The 25226-nt window shown below is 61.8% G+C and carries 36 protein-coding genes; 35 read left to right on the forward strand and 1 reads right to left on the reverse strand.

Features of this window, described 5'->3' with window-relative positions:
- Positions 1-83: 83 nt before the first annotated feature.
- Both AC24R4_RS17955 and AC24R4_RS17960 read left to right on the forward strand, forming a co-directional pair.
- Positions 84-1643, forward strand: a complete 1560-nt coding sequence (locus AC24R4_RS17955) for a cytochrome D1 domain-containing protein (RefSeq protein ID WP_487523438.1) — start codon at positions 84-86, stop codon at positions 1641-1643.
- An 11-nt stretch (positions 1644-1654) separates the two neighbouring features.
- Positions 1655-2029 (forward strand): c-type cytochrome, encoded by a 375-nt coding sequence (locus AC24R4_RS17960; RefSeq protein WP_487523439.1) that lies wholly within the window; start codon positions 1655-1657, stop codon positions 2027-2029.
- Here the strand turns inward: AC24R4_RS17960 and pdxR are convergent.
- Positions 1994-3562 carry a MocR-like pyridoxine biosynthesis transcription factor PdxR gene (pdxR, locus tag AC24R4_RS17965; RefSeq protein ID WP_487523440.1) on the reverse strand — a complete coding sequence of 523 codons (1569 nt, stop codon included), beginning with the start codon at positions 3560-3562 and terminating at the stop codon, positions 1994-1996. The genes AC24R4_RS17960 and pdxR overlap by 36 nt on opposite strands.
- Positions 3563-3763: 201 nt before the next feature.
- Here pdxR and recQ point away from each other — a divergent pair, with 201 nt between their 5' ends.
- From recQ to AC24R4_RS18130, 33 genes are all read left to right on the forward strand, one after another.
- Positions 3764-5614, forward strand: coding sequence for a DNA helicase RecQ (recQ, locus tag AC24R4_RS17970; RefSeq protein ID WP_487523441.1), 1851 nt, complete (start codon positions 3764-3766; stop codon positions 5612-5614).
- 321 nt (positions 5615-5935) lie between these two features.
- Complete coding sequence (rpsL, locus tag AC24R4_RS17975; RefSeq protein ID WP_010810460.1) at positions 5936-6313, forward strand: 30S ribosomal protein S12; 378 nt, start codon at positions 5936-5938, stop codon at positions 6311-6313.
- Positions 6314-6523: 210 nt separating this feature from the next.
- Positions 6524-6994, forward strand: coding sequence for a 30S ribosomal protein S7 (rpsG, locus tag AC24R4_RS17980; protein WP_066734316.1), 471 nt, complete (start codon positions 6524-6526; stop codon positions 6992-6994).
- 118 nt (positions 6995-7112) lie between these two features.
- Positions 7113-9221 carry an elongation factor G gene (fusA, locus tag AC24R4_RS17985; protein ID WP_400393460.1) on the forward strand — a complete coding sequence of 703 codons (2109 nt, stop codon included), beginning with the start codon at positions 7113-7115 and terminating at the stop codon, positions 9219-9221.
- Positions 9222-9299: 78 nt separating this feature from the next.
- A complete protein-coding gene (gene tuf / locus AC24R4_RS17990; protein WP_029051586.1) occupies positions 9300-10490 on the forward strand; it encodes an elongation factor Tu in 1191 nt (396 codons plus the stop codon).
- 79 nt (positions 10491-10569) lie between these two features.
- Entirely contained in the window at positions 10570-10878 is a 309-nt protein-coding gene (gene rpsJ, locus AC24R4_RS17995; protein ID WP_006160488.1) for a 30S ribosomal protein S10, read from the forward strand.
- A gap of 455 nt (positions 10879-11333) precedes the next feature.
- Positions 11334-11978 carry a 50S ribosomal protein L3 gene (gene rplC, locus AC24R4_RS18000; protein WP_066731279.1) on the forward strand — a complete coding sequence of 215 codons (645 nt, stop codon included), beginning with the start codon at positions 11334-11336 and terminating at the stop codon, positions 11976-11978.
- A gap of 12 nt (positions 11979-11990) precedes the next feature.
- The gene (gene rplD / locus AC24R4_RS18005) at positions 11991-12611 is read left to right on the forward strand and encodes a 50S ribosomal protein L4 (protein WP_092602204.1); all 621 of its coding nucleotides are present in this window, start codon (positions 11991-11993) and stop codon (positions 12609-12611) included.
- Positions 12608-12922, forward strand: a complete 315-nt coding sequence (rplW, locus tag AC24R4_RS18010) for a 50S ribosomal protein L23 (protein WP_061956557.1) — start codon at positions 12608-12610, stop codon at positions 12920-12922. Before rplD ends, rplW begins: the two co-directional genes overlap by 4 nt.
- A 2-nt stretch (positions 12923-12924) precedes the next feature.
- Positions 12925-13755 (forward strand): 50S ribosomal protein L2, encoded by an 831-nt coding sequence (rplB, locus tag AC24R4_RS18015; RefSeq protein ID WP_092602202.1) that lies wholly within the window; start codon positions 12925-12927, stop codon positions 13753-13755.
- Between the two features lie 22 nt (positions 13756-13777).
- Positions 13778-14053 (forward strand): 30S ribosomal protein S19, encoded by a 276-nt coding sequence (rpsS, locus tag AC24R4_RS18020; RefSeq protein ID WP_092602200.1) that lies wholly within the window; start codon positions 13778-13780, stop codon positions 14051-14053.
- 9 nt (positions 14054-14062) lie between these two features.
- Positions 14063-14392, forward strand: a complete 330-nt coding sequence (rplV, locus tag AC24R4_RS18025) for a 50S ribosomal protein L22 (RefSeq protein ID WP_092602198.1) — start codon at positions 14063-14065, stop codon at positions 14390-14392.
- Between the two features lie 9 nt (positions 14393-14401).
- Positions 14402-15199 (forward strand): 30S ribosomal protein S3, encoded by a 798-nt coding sequence (gene rpsC / locus AC24R4_RS18030; protein WP_092602196.1) that lies wholly within the window; start codon positions 14402-14404, stop codon positions 15197-15199.
- A 2-nt stretch (positions 15200-15201) separates the two neighbouring features.
- A complete protein-coding gene (gene rplP, locus AC24R4_RS18035) occupies positions 15202-15618 on the forward strand; it encodes a 50S ribosomal protein L16 (protein WP_006576240.1) in 417 nt (138 codons plus the stop codon).
- 10 nt (positions 15619-15628) lie between these two features.
- Positions 15629-15823 (forward strand): 50S ribosomal protein L29, encoded by a 195-nt coding sequence (gene rpmC / locus AC24R4_RS18040; protein WP_039007569.1) that lies wholly within the window; start codon positions 15629-15631, stop codon positions 15821-15823.
- A complete protein-coding gene (gene rpsQ, locus AC24R4_RS18045; protein WP_066731249.1) occupies positions 15820-16098 on the forward strand; it encodes a 30S ribosomal protein S17 in 279 nt (92 codons plus the stop codon). The genes rpmC and rpsQ overlap by 4 nt, the downstream gene beginning before the upstream one ends.
- Positions 16099-16370: 272 nt before the next feature.
- Entirely contained in the window at positions 16371-16739 is a 369-nt protein-coding gene (rplN, locus tag AC24R4_RS18050; protein WP_006576237.1) for a 50S ribosomal protein L14, read from the forward strand.
- A 9-nt stretch (positions 16740-16748) separates the two neighbouring features.
- Positions 16749-17057 carry a 50S ribosomal protein L24 gene (gene rplX, locus AC24R4_RS18055; protein WP_066731247.1) on the forward strand — a complete coding sequence of 103 codons (309 nt, stop codon included), beginning with the start codon at positions 16749-16751 and terminating at the stop codon, positions 17055-17057.
- A 25-nt stretch (positions 17058-17082) separates the two neighbouring features.
- Positions 17083-17625: a 50S ribosomal protein L5 gene (rplE, locus tag AC24R4_RS18060; RefSeq protein WP_008642941.1), complete on the forward strand. Its 543-nt coding sequence runs from the start codon at positions 17083-17085 to the stop codon at positions 17623-17625.
- 9 nt (positions 17626-17634) lie between these two features.
- Positions 17635-17940, forward strand: a complete 306-nt coding sequence (gene rpsN, locus AC24R4_RS18065) for a 30S ribosomal protein S14 (protein ID WP_008642942.1) — start codon at positions 17635-17637, stop codon at positions 17938-17940.
- Between the two features lie 27 nt (positions 17941-17967).
- Entirely contained in the window at positions 17968-18363 is a 396-nt protein-coding gene (gene rpsH / locus AC24R4_RS18070) for a 30S ribosomal protein S8 (RefSeq protein WP_019451029.1), read from the forward strand.
- A 9-nt stretch (positions 18364-18372) separates the two neighbouring features.
- Positions 18373-18906 (forward strand): 50S ribosomal protein L6, encoded by a 534-nt coding sequence (gene rplF / locus AC24R4_RS18075; protein WP_066731245.1) that lies wholly within the window; start codon positions 18373-18375, stop codon positions 18904-18906.
- 11 nt (positions 18907-18917) lie between these two features.
- On the forward strand, positions 18918-19274 hold the full coding sequence (gene rplR / locus AC24R4_RS18080) for a 50S ribosomal protein L18 (RefSeq protein ID WP_066731243.1): 357 nt from the start codon (positions 18918-18920) through the stop codon (positions 19272-19274).
- Positions 19275-19295: 21 nt separating this feature from the next.
- Positions 19296-19814: a 30S ribosomal protein S5 gene (rpsE, locus tag AC24R4_RS18085; RefSeq protein ID WP_066731242.1), complete on the forward strand. Its 519-nt coding sequence runs from the start codon at positions 19296-19298 to the stop codon at positions 19812-19814.
- 10 nt (positions 19815-19824) lie between these two features.
- Positions 19825-20007 (forward strand): 50S ribosomal protein L30, encoded by a 183-nt coding sequence (gene rpmD / locus AC24R4_RS18090; protein ID WP_008642953.1) that lies wholly within the window; start codon positions 19825-19827, stop codon positions 20005-20007.
- Positions 20008-20026: 19 nt separating this feature from the next.
- A complete protein-coding gene (rplO, locus tag AC24R4_RS18095) occupies positions 20027-20461 on the forward strand; it encodes a 50S ribosomal protein L15 (RefSeq protein WP_008642954.1) in 435 nt (144 codons plus the stop codon).
- 49 nt (positions 20462-20510) lie between these two features.
- The gene (gene secY / locus AC24R4_RS18100) at positions 20511-21854 is read left to right on the forward strand and encodes a preprotein translocase subunit SecY (RefSeq protein ID WP_092602192.1); all 1344 of its coding nucleotides are present in this window, start codon (positions 20511-20513) and stop codon (positions 21852-21854) included.
- A 30-nt stretch (positions 21855-21884) separates the two neighbouring features.
- Entirely contained in the window at positions 21885-22103 is a 219-nt protein-coding gene (gene infA, locus AC24R4_RS18105) for a translation initiation factor IF-1 (RefSeq protein ID WP_019451035.1), read from the forward strand.
- A 31-nt stretch (positions 22104-22134) separates the two neighbouring features.
- A complete protein-coding gene (rpmJ, locus tag AC24R4_RS18110; protein WP_008642959.1) occupies positions 22135-22251 on the forward strand; it encodes a 50S ribosomal protein L36 in 117 nt (38 codons plus the stop codon).
- A 19-nt stretch (positions 22252-22270) separates the two neighbouring features.
- Positions 22271-22636, forward strand: a complete 366-nt coding sequence (gene rpsM / locus AC24R4_RS18115; protein WP_011299299.1) for a 30S ribosomal protein S13 — start codon at positions 22271-22273, stop codon at positions 22634-22636.
- Positions 22637-22660: 24 nt separating this feature from the next.
- The gene (gene rpsK, locus AC24R4_RS18120) at positions 22661-23062 is read left to right on the forward strand and encodes a 30S ribosomal protein S11 (protein ID WP_066731240.1); all 402 of its coding nucleotides are present in this window, start codon (positions 22661-22663) and stop codon (positions 23060-23062) included.
- Positions 23063-23344: 282 nt separating this feature from the next.
- Entirely contained in the window at positions 23345-23968 is a 624-nt protein-coding gene (gene rpsD, locus AC24R4_RS18125) for a 30S ribosomal protein S4 (RefSeq protein ID WP_092602190.1), read from the forward strand.
- A gap of 175 nt (positions 23969-24143) precedes the next feature.
- Positions 24144-25124: a DNA-directed RNA polymerase subunit alpha gene (locus AC24R4_RS18130; protein ID WP_066731234.1), complete on the forward strand. Its 981-nt coding sequence runs from the start codon at positions 24144-24146 to the stop codon at positions 25122-25124.
- The last annotated feature ends 102 nt before the right edge of the window (positions 25125-25226 follow it).

A 25226-nucleotide genomic window follows, 5' to 3' on the forward strand; every position in this document is an offset into this window, starting at 1 on the left:
TTGCATCCCCCAGGCGTGGAGGAAACGCGATGGCACATTGATCGCATCGTTACTACTCAAACTACCCACGGAGGATCCGGACGATGCTTGCCAGGACTTTTGTTGCCGCCATGCTCGCCAGTGTGTCTGGCGCGTTGTACGCCATGACGGCAGACGCGCTGAAACGCGCTGACGACCTTTACCAGGCCAATTGCGCGGTCTGCCATTCCGCCAGCCGGGGCGGCTACGTCGGGCCCGCGCTGCACAAGGACCGGCTGGTGCAAAGCGATGCCGCGCTGCGGGGCGCGATCATGACCGGCATCCCCGATACGCTGATGCCGCCGTTCCATTCGCGCATGTCCGATGAGGACATCCGGCTGGTGGCCGAGTACATCCGGACCCAGCCCGTGGGCAAGCCGGAATGGTCGATGCAGCAGATTCGCGACAGCCTCGAAGTGCTGGTGGATGAATCCACGCTCCCGTCGAAGCCCACATATCAGATCGGCTCGGTCTATGACCTGATGGTGGTCATGGCGCGCGGGCGCTACGGGCGCGGTACGGGCAGCGACAACGCGAAGACGGTCTTCCTGGATGGCACGACCAACCAGGTAGTTGGCGAAATTGCTACGCCGATCGCACCGCACATCATGGAGTTCAGCCCCGTCAGCGAGCGATGGGCCTGGCTGAAGAGCGATGACGGCCACGTCTACAAGATCGACCTCTACTCGCTCAAGGTCGTGCGCAAGGTCAAGACAGGGTTGACCGGGCCGGGCATCGCCGTGTCCATGGACGGCAAATGGCTGGCGGCCAGTTCTTTCGTGCCGAACCTGGTGGTGATTCTGAAGGCGGACACGCTGGAGCCCGTGAAGTACCTGCGGCTCGAAGGCAAGGACCCCGACGGCAAGTTCATCCAGTCGGCGGGTGGCCCGGTCATCGGCAGCCGCATCAATAACAAGTTTGCGCTGACGCTGCGTCAGGCGGGCCAGATCTGGATCGTCGATCCGGACCGCGAAGGCATGCCGGTGACGAAGCTGGAAGGCGTGGGCCGCATGCTGCACGACACATTCCTGACGCCAGATGGGCGCTACTCGATGGTGGCGTCCTACGGCGACAACAAGATCGTGGCCATCGACCTCAAGGAAAACAAGGTGGCGCGCGATATTCCGGCGGGCTGCCAGCCCCATGTGGGCTCCGGAGCCGTGACCCCGGTGGGTGGCCGGATGCTGGCGTTCGGCACGAATATCGGCAAATGCGACAAGGGCGATGTCGTGACGGTGTGGGACACGAGCGACTTCTCGGTGGTGAAGAACATCAAGGTGGATGGCCCAACGGAATCGCCAGCCGCGCATCCCGACGCACCCTACGTGGCCGTGGACATCGTCTCGAAGGACAAGAAGGCCGCGCACATCCAGCTGATCGACAAGCAGTCGCTCGAAGTCGTGCGCACGCTGGATGCCGGCGGCCATGCGTTCTTCCCGGAATACACCCGGAACGGCCAGTACCTGTACGTCAGCGCCGGCTACTACGGCGATCGCCTGCGCGTGTACGACAGCAAGACGCTTGCCCTGGTGGCCGAACACAAGATGGAAAGCCCTGCCGGCATCTTCTCGCGTGCGCGCACGCAGTGGATCTCGGTGGGTTTGCCGGCGACGCGCAAGAACTGAGGAGAGTGGCCATGATCAAGTCTCGATGGAACAAGCCGGCCGCGCTGCTCGCCCTGATGACGGCGGCCATGAGCGTGCATGCGGCGACGCCTGCCACAGCTGCGGCGCCGTCCGCACCGACTGCGCCGGCAGCGCAGAAGCTGCCCGATCAGGTGGCGGCCATCCTGCCGCTGTGCGCGTCTTGCCATGGGATCGACGGCATCAGTAGCGTCGCCCTGTATCCCAATCTTGCCGGGCAGAAGCCGGAATACCTGGCCAAGCAACTGCGCGACTTCAAGGCCGCGCGGCGAGATGATGCCGTGATGCGACCGATGGCGGAGCCGCTGGACGACGCCGCCATCGACGCGTTGTCACGCCATTTCGGCACGATGCCCGGGGCGCGTTGAGGCATCCCCGGCCAGGCTGACCGATGTGCTGGAAGCCGGTTGTCGCGCGTGGCAACCGGCCACCGTCAGCTTTACCCTGGACATTGCCTCGCGGATCTGAGCAACGTTCTGCGAGGCGTAGCCCAGCAGCAGCACGCGGTTGCCGGCTGCAGGAATGTGGGCACAGGCGGCTTCTTCCATGGTGTAGAGCCTCACGCCTTGCGCCAGGGCGCGGTTCGCGATACTGGTGGCGTCCGGGGTGCCGGGCGGCAAGTGCAGTGCCACATGCATGCCGGTGCCGGCGCCGCTGATCTGGCAGTGGGCGCCCCAGATGTCGCGCAAGCCGGAGAGCAGGGCATCGCGTTGCTCGCGATAGCGGCGGCGCAGCCGGTACAGATGCCGGCTGTAGTCGCCATACTCGAACAGCCGTGCCAGCACGGCCTGCTCGAGCCAGGGACATCCATGATTCAGCAGCGCCTTGCGACGCGCGATGGCGTCGGTCAGCCAGGGCGGACACACCATGAATCCGAGTCGCAGGCCCGGCCCGAGTACCTTCGAGAACGATCCGACGTAGACCACGCGCGATGGATCGAGCGCCATGAGCGGCGGTGGCGGCGCGCTGTCGTACGCGAAGTCGCCGTCGTAGTCGTCCTCGATCACGCAGGCGCCGACTTGCGCGGCCCAATCCAGCAACGCGCGGCGCCGGTCCGTCGACATCGTGTAGCCGAGCGGATACTGATGCGACGGCGTGGTGTACGCCAGTTGCACCGGCCCATGCGGCAGCGCGTGCGTGCACAGGCCGTCCGCGTCGACAGGTACCGCGATGCGTACCGCGTGCCGGAGGTGGGGCAAATTGCAGAAGCCCGCATAGCCGGGCGATTCCACCACGACGCGGTCACCATGGTGGACGAGTTGCGCGGCAAGCAGGTGCAGTGCCTCCTGGACTCCGGCGACGATCAGGATCTGCGTCGGATCGACGGCCAGCGCACGCGTCGCGGCAAGGAAGTCGGCGATCTGCATGCGCAGGCCCCAGAGGCCCTCCGCCGGCGGATATTCGCTGATGGCGTGCCGCATCTGGCGCAGCAGCGGGTTCGACAACATGGCCCAGCGGCGCGTCGGAAAGGCATCCGGCGCGGGACGTCCGATCTTGAAATCGAACGTCACGGGATAGCGAGGCGGTGCGGCATGCACGCCGGGCGGCGATATGCCGGCACTCGCCTGCGAGGATCGGGGAGGCACCGCTGGCGCTTCGGGCATGGCCGGGACGGGCGGTGGCGCCGGCGATGCGCGCGGAATCGCTTCCGCCACATAGAAGCCGCGACCCGGCTCGCCCCGCAGCAGGCCGGCGTCGGTCAGGCCTTCATAGGCGCCGACCACGGTGTTGCGCGAGACGCGCAGCATGGCAACCAGGCAGGCGATGGACGGTAGCCGATCGTCCGGCTGCAGACGGCCGGACAGGATCATGTGTTCCACCTGCCGCATGATCTGCCGCTTGTACGGTTCCGATCCATCGCGCAGGATCTCGATGGGCAGGGAAAAGGAATGGCGCTGCATGTTGCGATGTTGGGGACCTCGCCTGCCATCCTATGACCGGCGTGCCGCACGGTGCTTGTGCTGGCGCAAGACTGTCGGCGGCGCGGCCAAATCGCGTGTGGCGATTGGCGCCAGTGCCACACCGGCGCAGACACATTCCGTCCGATCGGGCATGGAGTGGTATGGTTACGCCTTTCCCGCTTTCCGATCTGCTGCTGTCCCATGTCGCGCGCCCTGGCGATCCTCAAAGAAGTCTTCGGCTACCACGCATTCCGTGGCACGCAAGCGGAGATCATCGACCATGTGGCGGACGGCGGCGATTGCCTGGTGCTGATGCCGACCGGCGGTGGCAAGTCGCTTTGCTATCAGATTCCGGCGTTGCTGCGCCAGCAGGCCGGCCAGGGCGTGGGCATCGTGGTGTCGCCGCTGATCGCGCTGATGCAGGACCAGGTGGCGGCGCTGACCGAAGCCGGCGTGCGCGCCGCGGTGCTGAACTCCACGCTGAGCAGCAGCGAGGCCTCGGCGGTCGAGCGCGACCTGCTGGCCGGGCGGCTGGACATCCTCTATGTGGCGCCCGAGCGGCTGATGACGCCGCGCTTTCTGGATCTGCTGGATCGCACGCGCGTGGGTTTGTTCGCCATCGACGAGGCGCATTGCGTGTCGCAATGGGGCCACGACTTCCGGCCGGAATATATCCAGCTGTCTGTGCTGCACGAGCGATTCCCGAATGTGCCGCGCATTGCGCTGACCGCCACGGCCGACGCGCTGACGCGTAACGAGATCATCGAGCGGCTGGCGCTCGACGATGCGCGTGTCTTTATTTCCAGCTTCGATCGTCCCAATATCCGCTACCGCATCGTCGAAAAGGACAACGCGCGGAACCAGCTGCTGGCGTTCATCAAGGCCGAGCACATGAACGGCGACGGCGGCTACGACAGCGGCATTGTCTATTGCCTGTCGCGCAAGAAGGTCGAAGACACCGCGCAATGGCTGGCCAGTCACGGCATCAACGCGCTGGGCTACCACGCCGGCATGGATGCCCAGGTGCGGCAGCATCACCAGGCGCGCTTCCGCGAGGAAGAGGGCATCGTGATGGTGGCCACCATTGCCTTCGGCATGGGCATCGACAAGCCCGATGTGCGGTTCGTGGCGCATCTGGATCTGCCCAAGAGCATGGAAGGCTACTACCAGGAAACCGGGCGCGCCGGCCGCGACGGCCTGCCGGCGAATGCCTGGATGGCCTACGGGCTTGGCGATGTCGTCCAGCAGAAGCGCATGATCGACGAGTCGGAGGCCGACGACGCGCACAAGCGCGTGTCGTCGTCCAAGCTCGACGCGCTGCTGGGACTGTGCGAAACGGCGGGCTGCCGGCGCGTGCGGATTCTGGCCTATTTTGAAGAATCGGCGGGCCCTTGCGGCAACTGCGATACCTGCCTGGAGCCGCCCGCCACCTGGGACGGCACACGCGAGGCGCAGATGGCGCTGTCCTGCGTGTACCGCACGGCGCAGGCCAGCCGCGTGCATTTTGGCGCGACCCACCTGATCGACGTGCTGCGCGGCAATGCCAGCGAGAAGATCCGGCAGTGGGGCCACGACAAGGTGTCGACGTTCGGCATCGGCAAGGATCTGTCGGTGGCCGAATGGCATGCCATCTTCCGCCAGTTGATTGCCCACGGCCTGCTGGTGATCGATCACGGCGGCCATGGCGCGCTGCTGCTGGGCGATCCGGCGCGGGCCGTGCTCAAGGGCGAGCAGTCGGTCACGCTGCGCCGGCAGGTCAGCAAGCCGGGCAAGTCCGGCGAACGGGCGGGGCGCGGCGGCCCGCGTACCGATCACACGGCCACGATGGATGCCGACACGCTGTCCAACTGGGAGGCGCTGCGGGCCTGGCGCACGGCCACCGCCAAATCGCACGGCGTGCCGGCCTATGTGATTTTCCACGACGCCACGCTGGCCGAGCTGGCGCGCAGCGCGCCGGAATCGCTCGATGAACTGGCGGAGGTGCCCGGAATCGGTGCATCCAAGCTCGAGCGTTACGGCGAGGAAATCCTCGAAACGCTGCGCGGCGGCTGAGCAGGCGGGTCGGCCCGGGCGACGCAGAGGATGCAAGGTATACGTCGCGTATACCCCTTGACCGTTGCCAGCGCCCCTGCTAGAGTGCCAGATTCGAGTTTTTGGCTTTGGATTTCGCACGTCCCTCGGAATTGTGCCCTCAGCGGCGCAACCAGGCAGGCGGCAGCGGGATCCGGGCGAGCTCGCGCTCTTTGGCAAGTCTGTCACTTCACAGCCCTTCCTTCAGAGCGTCCGCTCACCTTTCCCGTCCAAAACCCGTAGTTGCCCCTTGGTCAGAGCCTGGCGAAGGGGTGTTTTTGTAAAACCAAGCTGGATTGAACAATGCCAACTATCAACCAACTGGTTCGCAAGCCGCGCGTCTCTGAAGTCGTCAAGAGCAAGAGCCCGGCGCTTGAGAACTGCCCCCAGCGTCGCGGCGTGTGCACCCGTGTGTACACCACGACGCCGAAGAAGCCGAACTCGGCACTGCGTAAGGTTGCCAAGGTGCGCCTGACCAACGGTTTCGAAGTCATTTCGTATATCGGCGGTGAAGGCCACAACCTGCAGGAACACTCGGTCGTGCTGATCCGCGGCGGCCGTGTGAAGGATCTGCCGGGTGTGCGTTACCACATCGTCCGTGGTTCGCTGGATCTGCAAGGCGTGAAGGACCGCAAGCAGGCCCGTTCGAAGTACGGTGCGAAGCGTCCGAAGGCTGCCTAAGCTTTTACGCAAAGCAATATCCGACAGCCATGACAGGGCGTCATGGAGCTGTCACCAGGCGGCGGTACAACGGAGCGTTTTTTGTGCGCCGTGCCGTCGAGTAAGTGGTCACCCGGCGAATTTGTCCAGCCAGTCGTGCTGGCAAGCTAGTTGGTGGCCGGAGAGCGCGATTATTCAGACCGCCTCTCAACTGAATCTTAAGGAAAGAAGATGCCACGTCGTCGTGAAGTCCCCAAGCGGGACGTTTTGCCTGATCCGAAGTTCGGTAACGTTGAAGTTGCCAAGTTCATGAACGTGCTGATGCTGGACGGCAAGAAGTCGGTTGCCGAACGTATCGTGTACGGCGCGTTCGACCAGATCGAAAAGAAGGCAGGCAAGGCCCCCATCGAAGTGTTCTCCGTTGCCATCAACAACGTGAAGCCGGTGGTGGAAGTGAAGAGCCGTCGCGTGGGCGGCGCCAACTATCAGGTTCCGGTCGAAGTCCGTCCGTCGCGTCGTTTGGCATTGGCGATGCGTTGGCTGCGCGAGGCCGCGAAAAAACGCAGCGAGAAGTCGATGGCGCTGCGCCTGGCAGGTGAGCTGATGGAAGCTGCAGAAGGCCGCGGCGGCGCAATGAAGAAGCGCGACGAAGTACACCGCATGGCCGAAGCCAACAAGGCGTTCTCGCACTTCCGCTTCTAAAGCGCGCGAAAAACGCTGTTGGTTGCCGGGCGGGCTGTGTTTTCACACATCTCGCCCGTTTGTGTTAAAGGCGCAGACCATGAGATTTCTGCGCCTCATGGACGAATAGAGGATTAAAGTGGCTCGTAAGACTCCCATTGAGCGTTACCGTAACATCGGTATTTCGGCTCACATTGACGCGGGTAAAACCACCACGACCGAGCGGATCCTGTTCTACACCGGTGTGAACCACAAGATCGGTGAAGTGCATGATGGCGCGGCCACCATGGACTGGATGGAGCAGGAGCAGGAGCGTGGCATCACGATTACCTCCGCTGCTACCACCGCCTTCTGGAAGGGCATGGGCGGCAACTATCCCGAGCACCGCTTCAACATCATCGACACCCCGGGGCACGTGGACTTCACCATCGAGGTGGAGCGTTCCATGCGCGTGCTGGATGGCGCCTGCATGGTGTACTGCGCAGTGGGTGGCGTGCAGCCCCAGTCGGAAACCGTCTGGCGTCAGGCCAACAAGTACGGCGTGCCGCGTCTGGCGTTCGTCAACAAGATGGACCGTACCGGCGCGAACTTCTTCAAGGTTTACGACCAGCTGAAGACCCGCCTGAAGGCCAACCCGGTGCCCGTCGTGGTGCCTATCGGCGCTGAAGACGGCTTCCAGGGCGTGATCGACCTGCTGGAAATGAAGGCGATCATCTGGGACGAAGCCAGCCAGGGCGTGAAGTTCGAATACCAGGACATCCCGGGCGAACTGCAGGCCGTCGCTGACGAATGGCGCGAGAAGATGGTCGAGTCCGCCGCCGAAGCCAGCGAAGAGCTGATGGAAAAGTACCTGGGCGGCGAAGAGCTGACCCGCGCCGAGATCGTCAAGGCGCTGCGTGACCGTACCATCGCCTGCGAAATCCAGCCGATGCTGTGCGGCACCGCGTTCAAGAACAAGGGCGTGCAGCGTATGCTGGACGCCGTGATCGACTTCCTGCCGTCGCCGGTGGACATTCCGCCGGTCAAGGGCGTGGACGAAAGCGACGACGAGAAGAAGCTCGAGCGCAAGGCCGACGACAACGAGAAGTTCTCGGCGCTGGCATTCAAGATCATGACCGACCCGTTCGTCGGCCAGCTGATCTTCTTCCGCGTCTACTCGGGCAAGATCAATTCGGGCGACACCGTGTACAACCCGGTGAAGCAGAAGAAGGAGCGTCTGGGCCGTATTCTGCAGATGCACGCCAACCAGCGCGAAGAAATCAAGGAAGTGCTGGCCGGCGACATCGCCGCTGCCGTGGGCCTGAAGGACGCGACCACCGGCGACACGCTGTGCGATCCGGCTGCCCCGATCGTGCTCGAGCGCATGGTGTTCCCGGAGCCGGTGATCTCGCAGGCTGTCGAGCCGAAGACCAAGGCTGACCAGGAAAAGATGGGTATCGCCCTGAACCGCCTGGCCGCCGAAGATCCGTCGTTCCGCGTGCGTACCGATGAAGAATCGGGCCAGACCATCATTTCGGGCATGGGCGAGCTCCATCTGGAAATTCTGGTCGACCGCATGAAGCGCGAATTCGGCGTGGAAGCCAACATCGGCGCGCCGCAGGTGGCCTACCGCGAAACCATTCGCAAGAAGGCCGAGGACGTCGAAGGCAAGTTCGTCAAGCAGTCGGGCGGCCGCGGCCAGTATGGCCACGCCGTGATCACGCTGGAACCGCAAGAGCCGGGCAAGGGCTTCGAGTTCATCGACGCCATCAAGGGCGGTGTGATTCCTCGCGAATACATCCCGGCGGTCGAGAAGGGTATCGTCGACACGCTGCCGGCCGGTATCCTGGCTGGCTTCCCGGTGGTGGACGTGAAGGTCACGCTGACGTTCGGTTCGTACCACGACGTGGACTCGAACGAAAACGCGTTCCGCATGGCCGGCTCGATGGCTTTCAAGGAAGCCATGCGCAAGGCCAGCCCGGTTCTGCTGGAGCCGATGATGGCCGTGGAAGTGGAAACGCCGGAAGACTACACGGGTACCGTGATGGGCGATCTGTCGTCCCGCCGCGGCATCGTGCAGGGCATGGACGACATGGTTGGCGGCGGCAAGATCATCAAGGCCGAAGTTCCGCTGTCGGAAATGTTCGGTTACTCGACCGCGCTGCGCTCGGCCACGCAAGGCCGCGCCACGTACACCATGGAATTCAAGCACTACGCCGAGGCACCGAAGAATATCGCCGAAGCTGTGATGACGGCCAAGGGCAAGTAATAAAGCTTCGCCGCCACGCATGACCTGCGTGGCGGCGCAAAGAATTGAATCTGACTGTATTCCATTAGGAGCTGAAACATGGCAAAGGAAAAGTTCGAGCGGACCAAGCCGCACGTGAACGTAGGTACGATTGGTCACGTTGACCACGGCAAGACGACGCTGACGGCAGCGATTGCCACGGTGCTGGCTGCGAAGTTCGGCGGCGCGGCCAAGAAGTACGACGAAATCGACGCAGCGCCGGAAGAGAAGGCACGCGGCATCACGATCAACACCGCACACGTGGAATACGAGACGGCCAACCGCCACTACGCCCACGTTGACTGCCCGGGCCACGCTGACTATGTGAAGAACATGATCACGGGCGCCGCGCAGATGGACGGCGCGATCCTGGTTTGCTCGGCTGCCGACGGCCCGATGCCGCAAACGCGCGAGCACATCCTGCTGGCCCGTCAGGTTGGCGTGCCGTACATCATCGTGTTCCTGAACAAGTGCGACATGGTCGATGACGCCGAGCTGCTGGAACTGGTGGAAATGGAAGTGCGCGAACTTCTGTCGAAGTACGACTTCCCGGGCGACGACACCCCGATCATCAAGGGTTCGGCCAAGCTGGCGCTGGAAGGCGACAAGGGCGAGCTGGGCGAAGTGGCCATCATGAACCTGGCCGACGCACTGGACTCGTACATCCCGACGCCGGAGCGCGCCGTTGACGGTACGTTCCTGATGCCGGTGGAAGACGTGTTCTCGATCTCGGGTCGCGGCACGGTGGTGACCGGCCGTATCGAGCGTGGCGTGGTCAAGGTCGGTGAGGAAATCGAAATCGTGGGTATCCGCCCGACGGTGAAGACGACCTGCACGGGCGTGGAAATGTTCCGCAAGCTGCTGGACCAAGGTCAAGCCGGCGACAACGTGGGTCTGCTGCTGCGCGGCACGAAGCGCGAAGACGTTGAGCGTGGTCAAGTCCTGTGCAAGCCGGGCTCGATCAAGCCGCACACGCACTTCACGGGTGAGGTCTACATCCTGTCGAAGGACGAAGGTGGCCGTCACACGCCGTTCTTCAACAACTACCGCCCGCAGTTCTACTTCCGTACGACCGACGTGACTGGCTCGATCGAGCTGCCGAAGGACAAGGAAATGGTCATGCCGGGTGACAACGTGTCGATCACCGTCAAGCTGATCGCCCCGATCGCCATGGAAGAAGGCCTGCGCTTCGCAATCCGCGAAGGTGGCCGTACCGTCGGCGCCGGCGTTGTGGCAAAGATCCTCGACTAAGCAACCTTCCTGGGACATGCCTGCGGGCATGTCCCCTATAATCCGGGCTCACTGCCCATCGCTCTTTTAAGGAACAATCATGCAGAACCAGAAGATCCGTATCCGCCTGAAGGCTTTCGACTACCGCCTGATCGACCAGTCGGCCGCCGAAATCGTGGATACCGCCAAGCGTACCGGCGCGATCGTCAAGGGCCCGGTGCCCCTGCCGACCCGCATCCAGCGCTTCGACATCCTGCGTTCGCCGCACGTCAACAAGACCAGCCGCGATCAGTTCGAGATCCGCACTCACCAGCGCCTGATGGACATCGTCGATCCGACGGACAAGACCGTCGACGCGCTGATGAAGCTCGACCTGCCGGCCGGCGTGGACGTCGAGATCAAGGTGTAAGTATGTTTCGGACCGCTCCGGCGGCCTGATGCAGCAAAAAACGGCGAGCTTCGGTTCGCCGTTTTTCTTTTTGTGGGCGCCAACGATGGGTCAATGCCGATCCGCTCGTGTCTGGCGATGGGTTTCGGCCCCCGACGGCTATCCCCTGCTGTCAAATTGCGGCGATTTCGCCCGCGTGGCCCCCTGAATTGCCTGCTTCGGCGGACATCGCGCCGCGCCAAGTCGGCTTCGCGCCGCAATTTCGCCAAATTCTGTCGCCAGGCACACGGTCAGGCGCGGAAATCGGCAAATCATCTTGCCCTTTCCAAACCGCTGGGTTATATTGTAAGGCTACCCGTTTCTCCGGGTAGTGGGGACCGTTTTGGTCAGCGCAATCCTTTTCGCGCAACCCGCAAATCGCACAGTTTCGTGTATCAATCAGCCCCGGCCAATCGCAGCTGGGAATGGAGCAAACCATGAGCCTTGGCCTTGTAGGTCGCAAGGTTGGCATGACCCGTATTTTCACGGACGACGGTGATTCGATTCCCGTTACCGTGGTCGAGGTCGGCGACAACCGCGTGACGCAAATCAAGACGGACGAGACCGACGGTTATACCGCGGTTCAAGTCACCTTCGGCAGCCGGCGCGCAAGCCGCGTCACCAAGCCGCTGGCGGGTCATCTCGCCAAAGCCGGCGTGGAAGCTGGCGAAATCATCAAAGAATTCCGCATCGATGCAGCCAAGGCTGCCGAACTGCAAGCTGGCGGTTCGCTGTCGGTCGACCTGTTCCAGGTCGGTCAGAAGATCGACGTGCAGGGCGTGACCATCGGTAAGGGCTACGCCGGTACCATCAAGCGCTACCACTTCGCTTCGGGTCGTGCCACCCACGGTAACTCGCGTTCGCACAACGTGCCGGGTTCCATCGGTATGGCGCAGGATCCGGGCCGCGTGTTCCCGGGCAAGCGCATGACGGGTCACCTCGGTGACGTCACCCGCACGGTGCAAAACCTCGAGATCGCCAAGATCGACGCAGAGCGCAAGCTGCTGCTGGTCAAGGGCGCCATCCCCGGTTCCAAGGGCGGCAAGGTCATCGTGACCCCGGCCGTCAAGGCCAAAGCTTAAGGAGCGCATGTAATGGAACTCAAGCTCCTCCAGGACAACGGTCAAGTCGGCGCAGGCGTTGCAGCCTCGGCCGAAGTGTTCGGCCGTGACTACAACGAAGCTCTGGTTCACCAGATCGTCGTTGCCTATCAGGCTAACGCCCGTAGCGGTAACCGCAAGCAGAAGGACCGCGAAGAGGTCAAGCACACGACCAAGAAGCCGTGGCGCCAGAAGGGTACGGGCCGTGCTCGTGCCGGTATGTCGTCCTCGCCGCTGTGGCGTGGCGGTGGCCGTATCTTCCCGAATTCGCCGGAAGAGAACTTCAGCCAGAAGGTCAACAAGAAGATGTTCCGTGCCGGTATGCGCTCGATTTACTCGCAGCTCGCACGTGAAGGTCGTATCAACGTAGTGGACGGTTTCGCTGTCGACGCACCCAAGACCAAGCTGCTGGCCGACAAGTTCAAGGCCATGGGCCTGGACTCGGTGCTGATCATTACCGACAGCCTCGACGAAAACCTCTACCTGGCTTCGCGCAACCTGCCGAACGTGGCAGTCGTGGAGCCGCGTCACGCTGATCCGCTGTCGCTGGTGCACTACAAGAAGGTGCTCGTGACGAAGGCAGCTGTCGCGCAGATCGAGGAGTTGCTGAAATGACGCAAGTCGCCAAGAACGATCATCGTTTGATGCAGGTGCTGCTCGCGCCGGTGGTTTCCGAAAAGGCAACCCTGGTGGCCGACAAGAACGAACAGGTTGTGTTCGAAGTGGCTCGCGATGCCAACAAGGCAGAAGTGAAGGCCGCCGTCGAACTGCTGTTCAAGGTCGAGGTGCAGTCCGTTCAGATCCTGAACCAGAAGGGCAAGCAAAAGCGCTTTGGCCGCTTCATGGGCCGTCGCAACCACGTCAAGAAGGCATACGTGGCGCTGAAGCCGGGTCAGGAAATCAATTTTGAAGCGGAGGCCAAGTAATCATGGCACTCGTCAAGACCAAGCCGACTTCCCCGGGTCGTCGCTCGATGGTGAAGGTGGTCAACAAGGACCTTCACAAGGGCGCCCCGCACGCTCCGCTGCTGGAAAAGCAATTCCAGAAGTCGGGTCGTAACAACAACGGTCATATCACCACCCGCCACAAGGGCGGTGGTCATAAGCACCACTACCGCGTGGTCGACTTCAAGCGCAGCGACAAGGACGGCATCGCCGCCAAGGTCGAGCGCCTGGAATACGATCCGAACCGCAGCGCGAACATCGCGCTGGTGCTGTTCGCCGACGGCGAGCGCCGCTACATCATCGCCACCAAGGGCATGGTAGCTGGCCAGGCCCTGATGAACGGCTCGGAAGCCCCGATCAAGGCCGGTAACAACCTGCCGATCCGCAACATCCCGGTTGGTACCACGATCAACAACGTGGAAATCCTGCCTGGCAAGGGCGCGCAAGTTGCCCGTGCCGCCGGTGGTTCCGCCGTGCTGCTGGCCCGTGAAGGCCTGTACGCTCAGGTTCGTCTGCGCTCCGGTGAAGTGCGTCGCGTGCATATCGAATGCCGCGCCACCATCGGTGAAGTGGGCAACGAAGAGCACAGCCTGCGTGTGATCGGCAAGGCCGGTGCCACGCGCTGGCGCGGTATTCGCCCGACCGTTCGCGGCGTGGTGATGAACCCGGTGGACCACCCGCATGGTGGTGGTGAAGGCAAGACTGCTGCTGGTCGCGACCCGGTTTCGCCGTGGGGTACCCCGGCCAAGGGTTACCGTACCCGCAGCAACAAGCGCACGGACAGCATGATCGTCCAGCGCCGCCACAAGCGCTAATCGGTAGGTAGGAGCTAAAGATATGACTCGTTCCGCAAAAAAGGGTCCGTTCTGCGACGACCACCTGCTGAAGAAGGTGGAAACGGCCGTAGCCGGCAAGGACAAGAAGCCCATCAAGACATGGTCGCGCCGTTCGACGATCATGCCTGATTTCATCGGCCTGACGATCGCCGTGCACAACGGCCGTCAACACGTGCCGGTGTACGTGACGGAAAACATGGTCGGCCACAAGCTCGGCGAATTTGCGATCACTCGCACGTTCAAGGGCCACGCGGCTGACAAGAAAGCGAAGAGGTAAGGTGCCATCATGGAAGTGAAAGCGATTCATCGCGGTGCCCGTATCTCCGCCCAGAAGACGCGTCTGGTCGCTGACCAGATCCGCGGTCTGCCGATCGAGCGCGCGCTCAACATCCTGACGTTCAGCCCGAAAAAGGCTGCCGGGATCGTGAAGAAGGTGGTCGAATCGGCCATCGCCAACGCCGAGCACAACGAAGGCGCCGACATCGACGAACTGAAGGTCAAATCGATCTTCGTCGACAAGGCAACCTCGCTCAAGCGCTTCACCGCACGGGCGAAGGGCCGCGGCAACCGCATCGAGAAACAAACCTGTCACATCACTGTGACGCTCGGCAACTAAGGAGTCACGATGGGACAGAAGATTCATCCGACTGGCTTCCGTCTGGCCGTCAGCCGTAACTGGGCTTCGCGTTGGTACGCCAACAACACGAAGTTCGCCGGCATGCTGAAAGAAGACATCGAAGTTCGCGACTTCCTGAAGAAGAAGCTCAAGAACGCATCGGTTGGCCGTGTTGTGATCGAGCGTCCGGCCCGTAATGCACGTATCACCATTTACAGCTCGCGTCCGGGCGTGGTGATCGGCAAGAAGGGTGAGGACATCGAACTGCTGAAGGCCGAGCTGCAACGTCGCATGGGCGTGCCCGTGCACGTGAACATCGAGGAAATCCGCAAGCCGGAAACCGATGCGCAGCTGATCGCCGATTCGATCACGCAGCAGCTCGAGCGCCGCATCATGTTCCGTCGCGCCATGAAGCGCGCGATGCAGAACGCGATGCGTCTGGGTGCCCAGGGCATCAAGATCATGAGCTCGGGCCGTCTGAACGGTATTGAAATCGCACGTACCGAGTGGTACCGCGAAGGCCGTGTGCCCCTGCACACCCTGCGCGCCGACATCGACTACGGCTTCTCGGAAGCCGAAACCACCTACGGCATCATCGGTGTCAAGGTGTGGGTCTACAAGGGCGATCACCTGGGCCGCAACGACGCGCCTGTGGTGGAAGAGCCGCAAGAAGACCGTCGTCGTCGTCCGGGTCGCCCGGAAGGCCGCCGCCGTGAAGGCGAAGGCCGTCCGTCGGGCAACCGCCGCGGTGGTGCCGGTGCTGGTCGTCGCGCTGCGCCTGGCGCAGACGCGAAGAGTGGAGAATAAGAATGCTGCAACCGAAGCGTAGGAAGTATCGCAAGGAGCAGAAGGGCCGCAACACGGGTAAGGCTACCCGTGGTAACGCCGTGTCTTTCGGCGAATTCGGCCTGAAGGCAATGGGCCGTGGCCGTCTGACCGCTCGTCAGATCGAGTCGGCACGTCGTGCGATGACCCGTCACATCAAGCGTGGCGGCCGCATCTGGATCCGGATTTTCCCGGACAAGCCGATTTCGAAGAAGCCTGCCGAAGTCCGTATGGGTAACGGTAAGGGCAACCCGGAATACTACGTGGCTGAAATTCAGCCGGGCAAGATGCTGTACGAAATGGATGGCGTGAGCGAAGAGCTGGCACGTGAGGCGTTCCGCCTCGCCGCCGCCAAGCTGCCGATCGCCACGAATTTCGTGGTGCGTCAGGTCGGTACGTAAGGAGATTGGGATGAAAGCATCCGAACTGCGCGGCAAGGACGCCGCAGGCCTGAACCAGGAGCTCTCCGAGCTGCTGAAGGCCCAATTTAGCCTGCGCATGCAAAAGGCCACCCAACAGCTGCAGAACACCAGCCAGCTGAAGAAGGTGCGCAAGGACATCGCGCGCGTGCAAACCGTGCTGAACGAGAAGGCGAACGCGAAATGACCGAAGCTGCGAAGACTGAAGCAAAGCTTCACCGGACCCTCGTGGGCCGTGTCGTGAGCGACAAGATGGACAAGACCGTCACGGTCCTGATCGAAAACCGCGTCAAGCATCCTCTGTACGGCAAGTACGTGCTGCGTTCGAAGAAGTACCACGCACACGATGAAGCCAACCAGTACAAGGAAGGCGACAAGGTCGAAATCCAGGAAACGCGTCCGCTGTCGCGGACCAAGTCCTGGGTGGTTTCCCGGCTGGTAGAAGCTGCGCGCGTCATCTAAGTACAACAGTACTTTGCTGACTTGCAAGTCCAGGATTATGTTGCTATAATCCTGGACTTCCGCTTTATTGCGTTCGCCTTAGCAGTACCACCCGGGCGGGCCTGTTGAGCGAGCAAGGGCTGGCATCCGGTAATTCAGGGTGCGGGCACTACCGACTTCCAAGTTGATCAACCCAAGCGGCGCTGGCGCAATGCCTGGCTCCGACGGGACCAAGACTGACCGACGGGCTTCATATCCGAAGACCTGACGGATTAAGTTGGGAAGATAACACCATGATTCAGACAGAAAGCCGGCTCGAAGTGGCCGATAACACCGGTGCGCGCGAAGTGCTGTGCATCAAGGTACTGGGTGGGTCCAAGCGCCGCTATGCGAGCGTGGGCGACATCATCAAGGTGACCGTGAAGGACGCAGCGCCGCGCGGTCGCGTGAAGAAGGGCGACATCTATAACGCAGTCGTCGTGCGTACCGCCAAGGGCGTGCGCCGCGCTGACGGTTCGCTCGTCAAGTTCGACGGCAATGCCGCCGTACTGCTGAACAACAAGCTCGAGCCGATCGGCACCCGTATCTTCGGGCCGGTGACTCGTGAACTCCGTACCGAGCGATTCATGAAGATCGTGTCGCTCGCTCCGGAAGTGCTGTAAGGAGCCGCCATGAACAAGATTCGTAAAGGCGACGAAGTCATCGTGCTGACCGGCAAGGACAAGGGCAAGCGCGGTGCCGTCCAGGCAGTGCAAGGCGACAAGGTCGTGGTTGAAGGCGTGAACGTTGCCAAGAAGCACGCTCGCCCGAACCCGATGCTGGGCACCACCGGTGGCGTGGTCGACAAGCTGATGCCGCTGCATATTTCCAACGTTGCGCTCGTGGATGCCAATGGCAAGCCGTCGCGTGTCGGTATCAAGGTCGAAGACGGCAAGCGCGTGCGCGTGCTGAAGACGACCGGTGCCGTCCTGGCCGCTTGATTCTGGGCACAGATAGGAGTTGAGCATGACAGCACGTCTGCAAGAGTTTTACAAAGAACAGGTTGTGCCGGCGCTGATGAAGCAGTTCGGCTACAAGTCGGTCATGGAAGTGCCGCGTTTCACCAAGATCACCCTGAACATGGGCCTGGGCGAAGCGATCAATGACAAGAAGGTCATTGAGCTGGCAGTCGGTGACCTGACCAAGATCGCCGGTCAGAAGCCCGTTGTGACGAAGGCCAAGAAGGCCATCGCCGGCTTCAAGATCCGTCAGGGCTACCCCATCGGCGCGATGGTGACCCTGCGCGGTGAGCGTATGTTCGAATTCCTGGACCGTTTCGTGACCGTGGCCCTGCCGCGCGTGCGTGACTTCCGTGGTGTGTCGGGCAAATCGTTCGACGGTCGTGGCAACTACAACATCGGTGTGAAAGAGCAGATCATTTTCCCCGAAATCGAGTACGACAAGATCGACGCACTGCGTGGTCTGAACATCAGCATCACGACGACGGCTAAGAACGACGAGGAAGCCAAGGCTCTCCTGAACGCGTTCAAGTTCCCGTTCCGTAATTAAGGGGTAACCGTGGCTAAACTGGCTCTGATTGAACGTGAGAAGAAGCGCGCAAAGCTCGTGGCGAAGTACGCCGACAAGCGCGCAAACCTCAAGGCCATTATTGACGACCAAGAAAAGTCGGAAGAAGAGCGTTATCTGGCGCGTCTCGAGCTGCAGAAGCTCCCGCGCAACGCTAACCCGACTCGCCAGCGCAACCGCTGCGCGATCACCGGTCGTCCCCGCGGTACCTTCCGCAAGTTTGGCCTGGCGCGTAACAAGATCCGCGAAATCGCCTTCAAGGGCGAAATCCCGGGTCTGACGAAAGCCAGCTGGTAATTACGCACAGGCTACAGGAGAAACAGTATGAGCATGAGCGATCCTATCGCCGATATGCTGACGCGCATTCGCAACGCCCAGGGCGTGCAGAAGGCGTCGGTGGTCATGCCCTCGTCCAAACTGAAGGTTGCGATCGCCAAAGTCCTGAAGGACGAAGGCTACGTCGATGACTACTCGGTTCAGGAAGATGGCGGCAAGGCGCAACTGACCATTGGTCTGAAGTACTACGCCGGCCGTCCGGTGATCGAGCGCATCGAGCGCGTTTCGAAGCCCGGTCTGCGCGTGTACAAGGGCCGCAGCGACATCCCCCAAGTGATGAACGGGCTGGGTGTGGCGATCATCTCGACCCCGCAGGGTCTGATGACCGACCGCAAGGCACGTGCCACTGGCGTGGGCGGCGAAGTTCTCTGCTACGTCGCGTAAGGAGCAAACATGTCCCGTGTAGGTAAGGCTCCCATCGCGCTGCCGAAAGGCGCGGAAGTAAATGTGGCGGCTGGCGTGCTCTCCGTTAAGGGCCCGCTCGGTACGCTGACCCAGCCGATTCACAGCCTGGTGAAGGCCAACGTTGCCGATGGCACGCTGACTTTCGAACCGGCTGACGAATCGCGTGAAGCAAACGCCCTGCAAGGCACCATGCGCGCCCTGGCGGCAAACATGGTCAAGGGCGTGACCACCGGTTTCGAGCGCAAGCTGCAGCTGGTTGGCGTGGGTTACCGCGCTCAACTGCAAGGCGCCGCGCTGAAGCTCCAGCTTGGTTTCTCGCACGATGTGATTCACGAAATGCCGGAAGGCGTGAAGGCCGAAACGCCGACGCAGACCGAAATCGTGATCAAGGGTGCTGACAAGCAGAAAGTCGGTCAGGTTGCCGCGGAAGTCCGCGCGTACCGTCCGCCCGAGCCCTACAAGGGCAAGGGTGTTCGCTACGCTGACGAGCGCGTCATCCTGAAGGAAACCAAGAAGAAGTAAGGGGTCCAGAGATGAACAAGAAAGACGCTCGTTTGCGCCGTGCACGTCAGACCCGCGCGAAAATCGCGGAATTGAAGATCAATCGTCTGACCGTGTTCCGTACGAATACGCATATTTACGCTCAGGTGTACTCGCCGTGCGGCACGCAAGTGCTGGCTTCGGCTTCGACCGCCGAGGCAGAAGTGCGCAAGGAACTGACTGGCAGCGGTGCTACCGTTGCCGCCGCCACCCTGGTGGGCAAGCGCGTTGCCGAGAAGGCAAAGGCAGCTGGCGTGGAAACCGTCGCGTTCGATCGTGGTGGCTTCCGCTTCCACGGCCGCGTGAAGGCCCTGGCTGACGCCGCGCGTGAAGCCGGCCTCAAGTTCTAAGCGCTCAAAGAGAGATACGTCATGGCAAAGATGCAAGCAAAAGTCCAACAGGACGAACGCGACGACGGCCTCCGCGAGAAGATGATCTCGGTCAACCGTGTCACCAAGGTGGTGAAGGGTGGCCGTATCCTCGGTTTCGCTGCGCTGACCGTGGTGGGTGACGGCGATGGCCGCATCGGCATGGGCAAGGGCAAGGCCAAGGAAGTTCCGGTGGCCGTGCAGAAGGCAATGGACGAAGCCCGTCGCAAGATGGTCAAGGTCTCGCTGAAGAACGGCACGCTGCAACACGAAGTTGTTGGCCGTCACGGCGCCGCCAAGGTGCTGATGATGCCCGCCAAGGAAGGTACCGGCGTGATCGCCGGTGGTCCGATGCGCGCGATCTTCGAAGTGATGGGTGTGACGAACGTTGTGACCAAGTCGCACGGTTCGACGAACCCGTACAACATGGTTCGCGCCACCATCGATGGTCTGACCAAGATGAGCACGCCGGGCGAGATCGCCGCCAAGCGTGGCAAGTCGGTCGAAGACATCCTCGGCTAAGGTGAACGAAATGTCGCAGAAAACCGTAAAAGTGCAACTCGTGCGTAGCCTGATCGGTACGCGCGAGGATCATCGCGCCACCGTACGTGGCCTGGGCCTGCGTCGCCTGAACTCCGTTTCGGAGCTGCAGGACACGCCCGCCGTGCGCGGCATGATCAACAAGGTCTCGTACCTGGTCAAGGTTCTGGCCTGATCGGGACTCGGAGAGCAACATGCAACTGAACAACCTGAAACCGGCCGACGGTTCGAAGCACGCCAAGCGTCGCGTCGGCCGCGGTATCGGCTCCGGCCTGGGCAAGACGGCTGGTCGTGGTCACAAGGGTCAGAAGTCGCGTTCGGGCGGCTTCCACAAGGTTGGCTTCGAAGGCGGTCAAATGCCGCTGTATCGTCGCCTGCCGAAGCGTGGTTTTACCTCGCTGACCAAGGCCTTCACCGCTGAAGTGACCCTGCGCGACATCGAACGCCTGGAAGCTGCCGAAGTGGACCTGCTGGTCCTGAAGCAAGCTGGCCTGGTGGGCGAGCTGGTCAAGAGCGCGAAGGTCATCAAGGCCGGTGAACTGTCCCGCAAGGTGACGATCAAGGGTCTGGGTGCCACCGCTGGCGCCAAGGCTGCGATCGAAGCCGCTGGCGGCCAGATCGAAGCGTAATTACGCAGTAGCATTCGCAGCATAGGCGAAGTCACAGTCGGAGCATCGTTTGGCCACGGCGAAACCCAATGCAAGCGCGCAGGCCAGGAATACGGCGAAGTACGGCGATCTCAAGCGCCGGCTGATGTTCCTGGTGCTGGCCCTGATCGTCTACCGCATCGGTGCACATATTCCGGTGCCGGGAATCGATCCGGATCAGCTTGCGAAGCTTTTCCAGAGTCAGTCGGGTGGCATCCTCGGGATGTTCAACCTGTTCTCGGGCGGTGCGCTGTCGCGCTTTACCGTCTTCGCGCTCGGCATCATGCCGTACATCTCGGCGTCGATCATCATGCAATTGCTGACGATCGTGCTGCCGCAGCTGGAGTCGTTGAAGAAGGAAGGGCAGGCAGGGCAACGTAAGATTACGCAGTACACACGCTACGGCACCGTGGTTCTGGCCACGTTCCAGGCGTTGTCGATTGCGGTGGCGCTGGAGTCGCAGCCAGGGCTGGTTATCGATCCGGGTCTGATGTTCCGGGCCACGGCGGTAATCACGCTGGTGACCGGCACGATGTTCCTGATGTGGCTGGGTGAGCAGATTACCGAGCGCGGTCTGGGCAACGGTATTTCGATCATCATCTTCGGTGGTATCGCGGCGGGCCTGCCCAATGCGATCGGCGGACTGTTCGAACTGGTCCGTACGGGTTCCATGAGCATCATCGCGGCGATCCTGATCGTGGCGATCGTGGCTGGTGTGACCTACGCCGTGGTGTTTATCGAGCGTGGCCAGCGCAAGATCCTGGTGAACTATGCCAAGCGTCAGGTCGGCAACAAGGTGTACGGCGGTCAGTCGTCGCACCTGCCGCTGAAGCTGAACATGGCAGGGGTGATTCCGCCGATCTTTGCATCGTCGATCATCCTGTTCCCGGCGACGATTGCAGGCTGGTTCACGTCTGACTCGACGGGTGCGGTTGGCCGGTTCATCAAGGACTTGGCTGCCACGCTGTCGCCGGGCCAGCCGGTCTACATCCTGCTGTATGCGACTGCGATTGTATTTTTCTGCTTCTTCTATACGGCTCTGGTCTATAACAGCCGGGAAGTGGCAGACAACCTGAAGAAAAGTGGAGCCTTCATTCCGGGCATCCGTCCGGGCGAGCAAACGACGCGCTATATCGACAAGATCCTGGTGCGCCTGACGCTGGCCGGTGCGATTTACATCACACTGGTCTGCCTGTTGCCGGAATTCCTGGTGCTGCGCTGGAACGTTCCGTTCTATTTCGGCGGAACCTCGCTGCTGATCATCGTGGTCGTCACGATGGACTTCATGGCACAGGTACAGTCCTATGTCATGTCGCAGCAGTACGAGTCGCTGCTGAAGAAGGCGAATTTCAAGGGTAACCTGACCTTGCGCTAAGGAAAGCTGGGGTCGGGGCGGGCACCAGGTATGGCAAAAGACGACGTCATCCAGATGCACGGGGAGGTCCTGGAAAATCTCCCCAACGCGACGTTCCGCATCAAACTGGAGAACGGCCACGTAGTACTCGGCCACATCTCCGGCAAGATGCGAATGAACTACATCCGGATTCTTCCGGGTGACAAGGTGACGGTTGAGCTGACTCCATATGATCTGTCTCGCGCACGTATCGTCTTCCGGACGAAGTGAAGCGAACTGGAATTGAAGGAAGAGGAAAATCATGAAAGTGCTGGCTTCTGTTAAGCGCATTTGCCGCAACTGCAAAATCATCAAGCGCAACGGTGTCGTGCGCGTGATCTGCTCGTCGGATCCCCGCCACAAGCAACGCCAAGGCTAATCGGAAAGAGGATTGACGAATGGCACGTATCGCAGGGGTTAACATCCCGAACCACAAGCACACCGAAATCGGCCTGACGGCTATTTATGGTGTCGGCCGCTCGCGCGCCCGCAAGATTTGCGAGGCCACCGGTGTACCGTTTGACAAGAAGGTCAAGGATCTGACCGACGCCGACCTGGAAAAGCTTCGTGACGAAGTGGGCAAGGTCACGGTCGAGGGTGACCTGCGTCGTGAAACCACGATGAACATCAAGCGTCTGATGGACCTTGGTTGCTATCGTGGCATGCGTCACCGCAAAGGTCTGCCGCTCCGCGGCCAGCGTACCCGCACCAATGCCCGTACCCGTAAGGGTCCGCGCAAGGCCGGCGTGGCACTGAAGAAGTAAAGCCGAAGGCAGAGGAATAGACGAATGGCAAAAGGTCCGAATAACGCCGCCCAGCGCGCGCGTAAGAAGGTCAAGAAGAACGTTGCCGACGGCATTGCGCACGTCCACGCTTCGTTCAACAACACCATCATCACGATCACCGACCGTCAGGGCAACGCCCTGTCGTGGGCGACCGCTGGTGGCCAGGGCTTCAAGGGTTCGCGCAAGTCGACCCCGTTCGCAGCCCAGGTTGCCGCCGAAAACGCCGGCCGCGTTGCGCAAGACCAGGGTATCAAGAACCTGGAAGTGCGCATCAAGGGCCCGGGCCCGGGTCGCGAATCGGCTGTCCGTGCGCTGAACGCGCTGGGCATCAAGATTTCGGTGATCGAAGACGTGACGCCGGTGCCACACAACGGCTGCCGTCCGCCGAAGCGCCGCCGTATCTAAGCGCCAGGCTTGCCGGGGATACGATCAGGGTCTTACCCCGTATCTCCGGAGTGTGGTAGTATCCCACGTTGGCCTGCTGCAATTTTTTGCGGCGGGCTTTCGTTTTGCGTCCGCGTCTTGAGGCTGCCGCCTCGGCGAGGACGATATTCATCATGCTTTTGCGTTGCCTCCGCGTGGCTGTGGCCATTGCGGATGAAGAACCATAAGCCCACCGTCCGTCACGACAGGTGACGGACTCGCGGCGCGTCCTGATGGCGCCGTGATCGATCAAAGGAAGATAAAGTGGCACGTTATACCGGCCCGAAGGCCAAACTTTCCCGCCGCGAAGGCACCGATCTGTTCCTGAAGAGCGCCCGTCGCTCGCTGGCTGACAAGTGCAAGCTGGACAGCAAGCCGGGCCAGCACGGCCGCACCTCGGGTGCCCGTACGTCCGACTACGGCAACCAGCTGCGCGAAAAGCAGAAGGTCAAGCGCATTTATGGCGTGCTGGAGCGTCAGTTCCGCCGCTACTTCGCTGAAGCCGACCGCCGCAAGGGCAACACCGGCGAGAAGCTGCTGCAACTGCTGGAATCGCGCCTGGACAACGTCGTGTACCGCATGGGCTTCGGCTCGACCCGCGCCGAAGCGCGCCAGCTGGTTTCGCACAAGGCGATCCTGGTGAACGGTCAGCCGCTGAACGTGCCGTCGGCCCAGGTCAAGGCTGGCGACATCGTGTCGATCCGCGAACAGTCGAAGAAGCAGGTCCGTATCGCCGAGGCGCTGTCGCTGGCCGAGCAGTCGGGCTTCCCGACCTGGGTGAACGTGGATGCCAAGAAGTTCGAAGGCACGTTCAAGCAGGCTCCGGATCGCGCCGATATTTCGGGCGACATCAACGAAAGCCTGATCGTCGAACTGTATTCGCGTTAATCGCGGACCGAGATTCGAACGGTTCATCGCTTGCCTTATCCACAAGGCTTCGCTTTCAGCCCGGCGCGCCACGCGGCGCGCCGGGCTTATTGCCCATCATACGATGGGTTTTTTCAGGTTCCAAACGTCAGCCTTATCGGTGTAACGAGCCGAGGGTATTGAAAAGGACAACCTAATGCAAACAGCACTCCTCAAGCCAAAAATCATCGCCGTCGAACCGCTGGGCGACCACCACGCCAAAGTCGTGATGGAGCCGTTTGAACGCGGTTACGGGCATACGCTTGGTAACGCGCTGCGTCGCGTCCTGCTGTCGTCGATGGTCGGCTATGCGCCGACTGAAGTCACGATCGCTGGGGTCGTCCACGAGTATTCCACCATCGATGGCGTTCAGGAAGACGTCGTCAACCTGCTCCTCAACCTGAAGGGCGTGGTCTTCAAGCTGCACAACCGCGACGAAGTCACGGTGTCGCTGCGCAAGGATGGCGAAGGCGTGGTCACGGCAGCCGATATCGAGCTGCCGCACGATGTCGAGATCATCAACCCGGGTCACGTCATTGCCCACCTGTCCGCAGGCGGCAAGCTGGACATGCAGATCAAGGTCGAGCAAGGCCGTGGTTATGTGCCGGGCAACGTGCGCAAGTTCGGCGACGAGTCGGGCAAGGTGATCGGCCGCATCGTGCTGGACGCCTCGTTCTCGCCGGTCCGCCGCGTTTCGTACGCCGTGGAATCGGCGCGTGTGGAACAGCGTACCGATCTGGACAAGCTGGTGATGAACATCGAAACCGACGGCGTGATCTCGCCGGAGGAAGCGATTCGCCAGTCGGCCCGTATCCTGGTAGACCAGCTGTCGGTGTTTGCCGCGCTGGAAGGCACCGAATCGGCCGCCGAGGCGGCTTCGAGCCGCGCTCCGCAGATCGATCCGATCCTGCTGCGCCCGGTGGACGACCTCGAGCTGACGGTGCGTTCGGCCAACTGCCTGAAGGCCGAAAACATCTACTACATCGGCGACCTGATCCAGCGTACCGAGAACGAACTGCTCAAGACCCCGAACCTGGGTCGCAAGTCGCTCAACGAGATCAAGGAAGTCCTGGCTTCGCGTGGCCTGACGCTCGGCATGAAGCTCGAGAACTGGCCGCCCGCAGGTCTGGAGAAGTAATTGGCGGGTGGAGCTGCCGAAAGGCGGCTCCACTGTCAACGCGCCACAGGCAATTCCGCCCGTGGCACCGTAGCACTACCGGCCCGCGCCCGAGCCCGCTTC

The sequence above is a fragment of the Cupriavidus sp. CER-90 genome, from assembly GCF_057652055.1.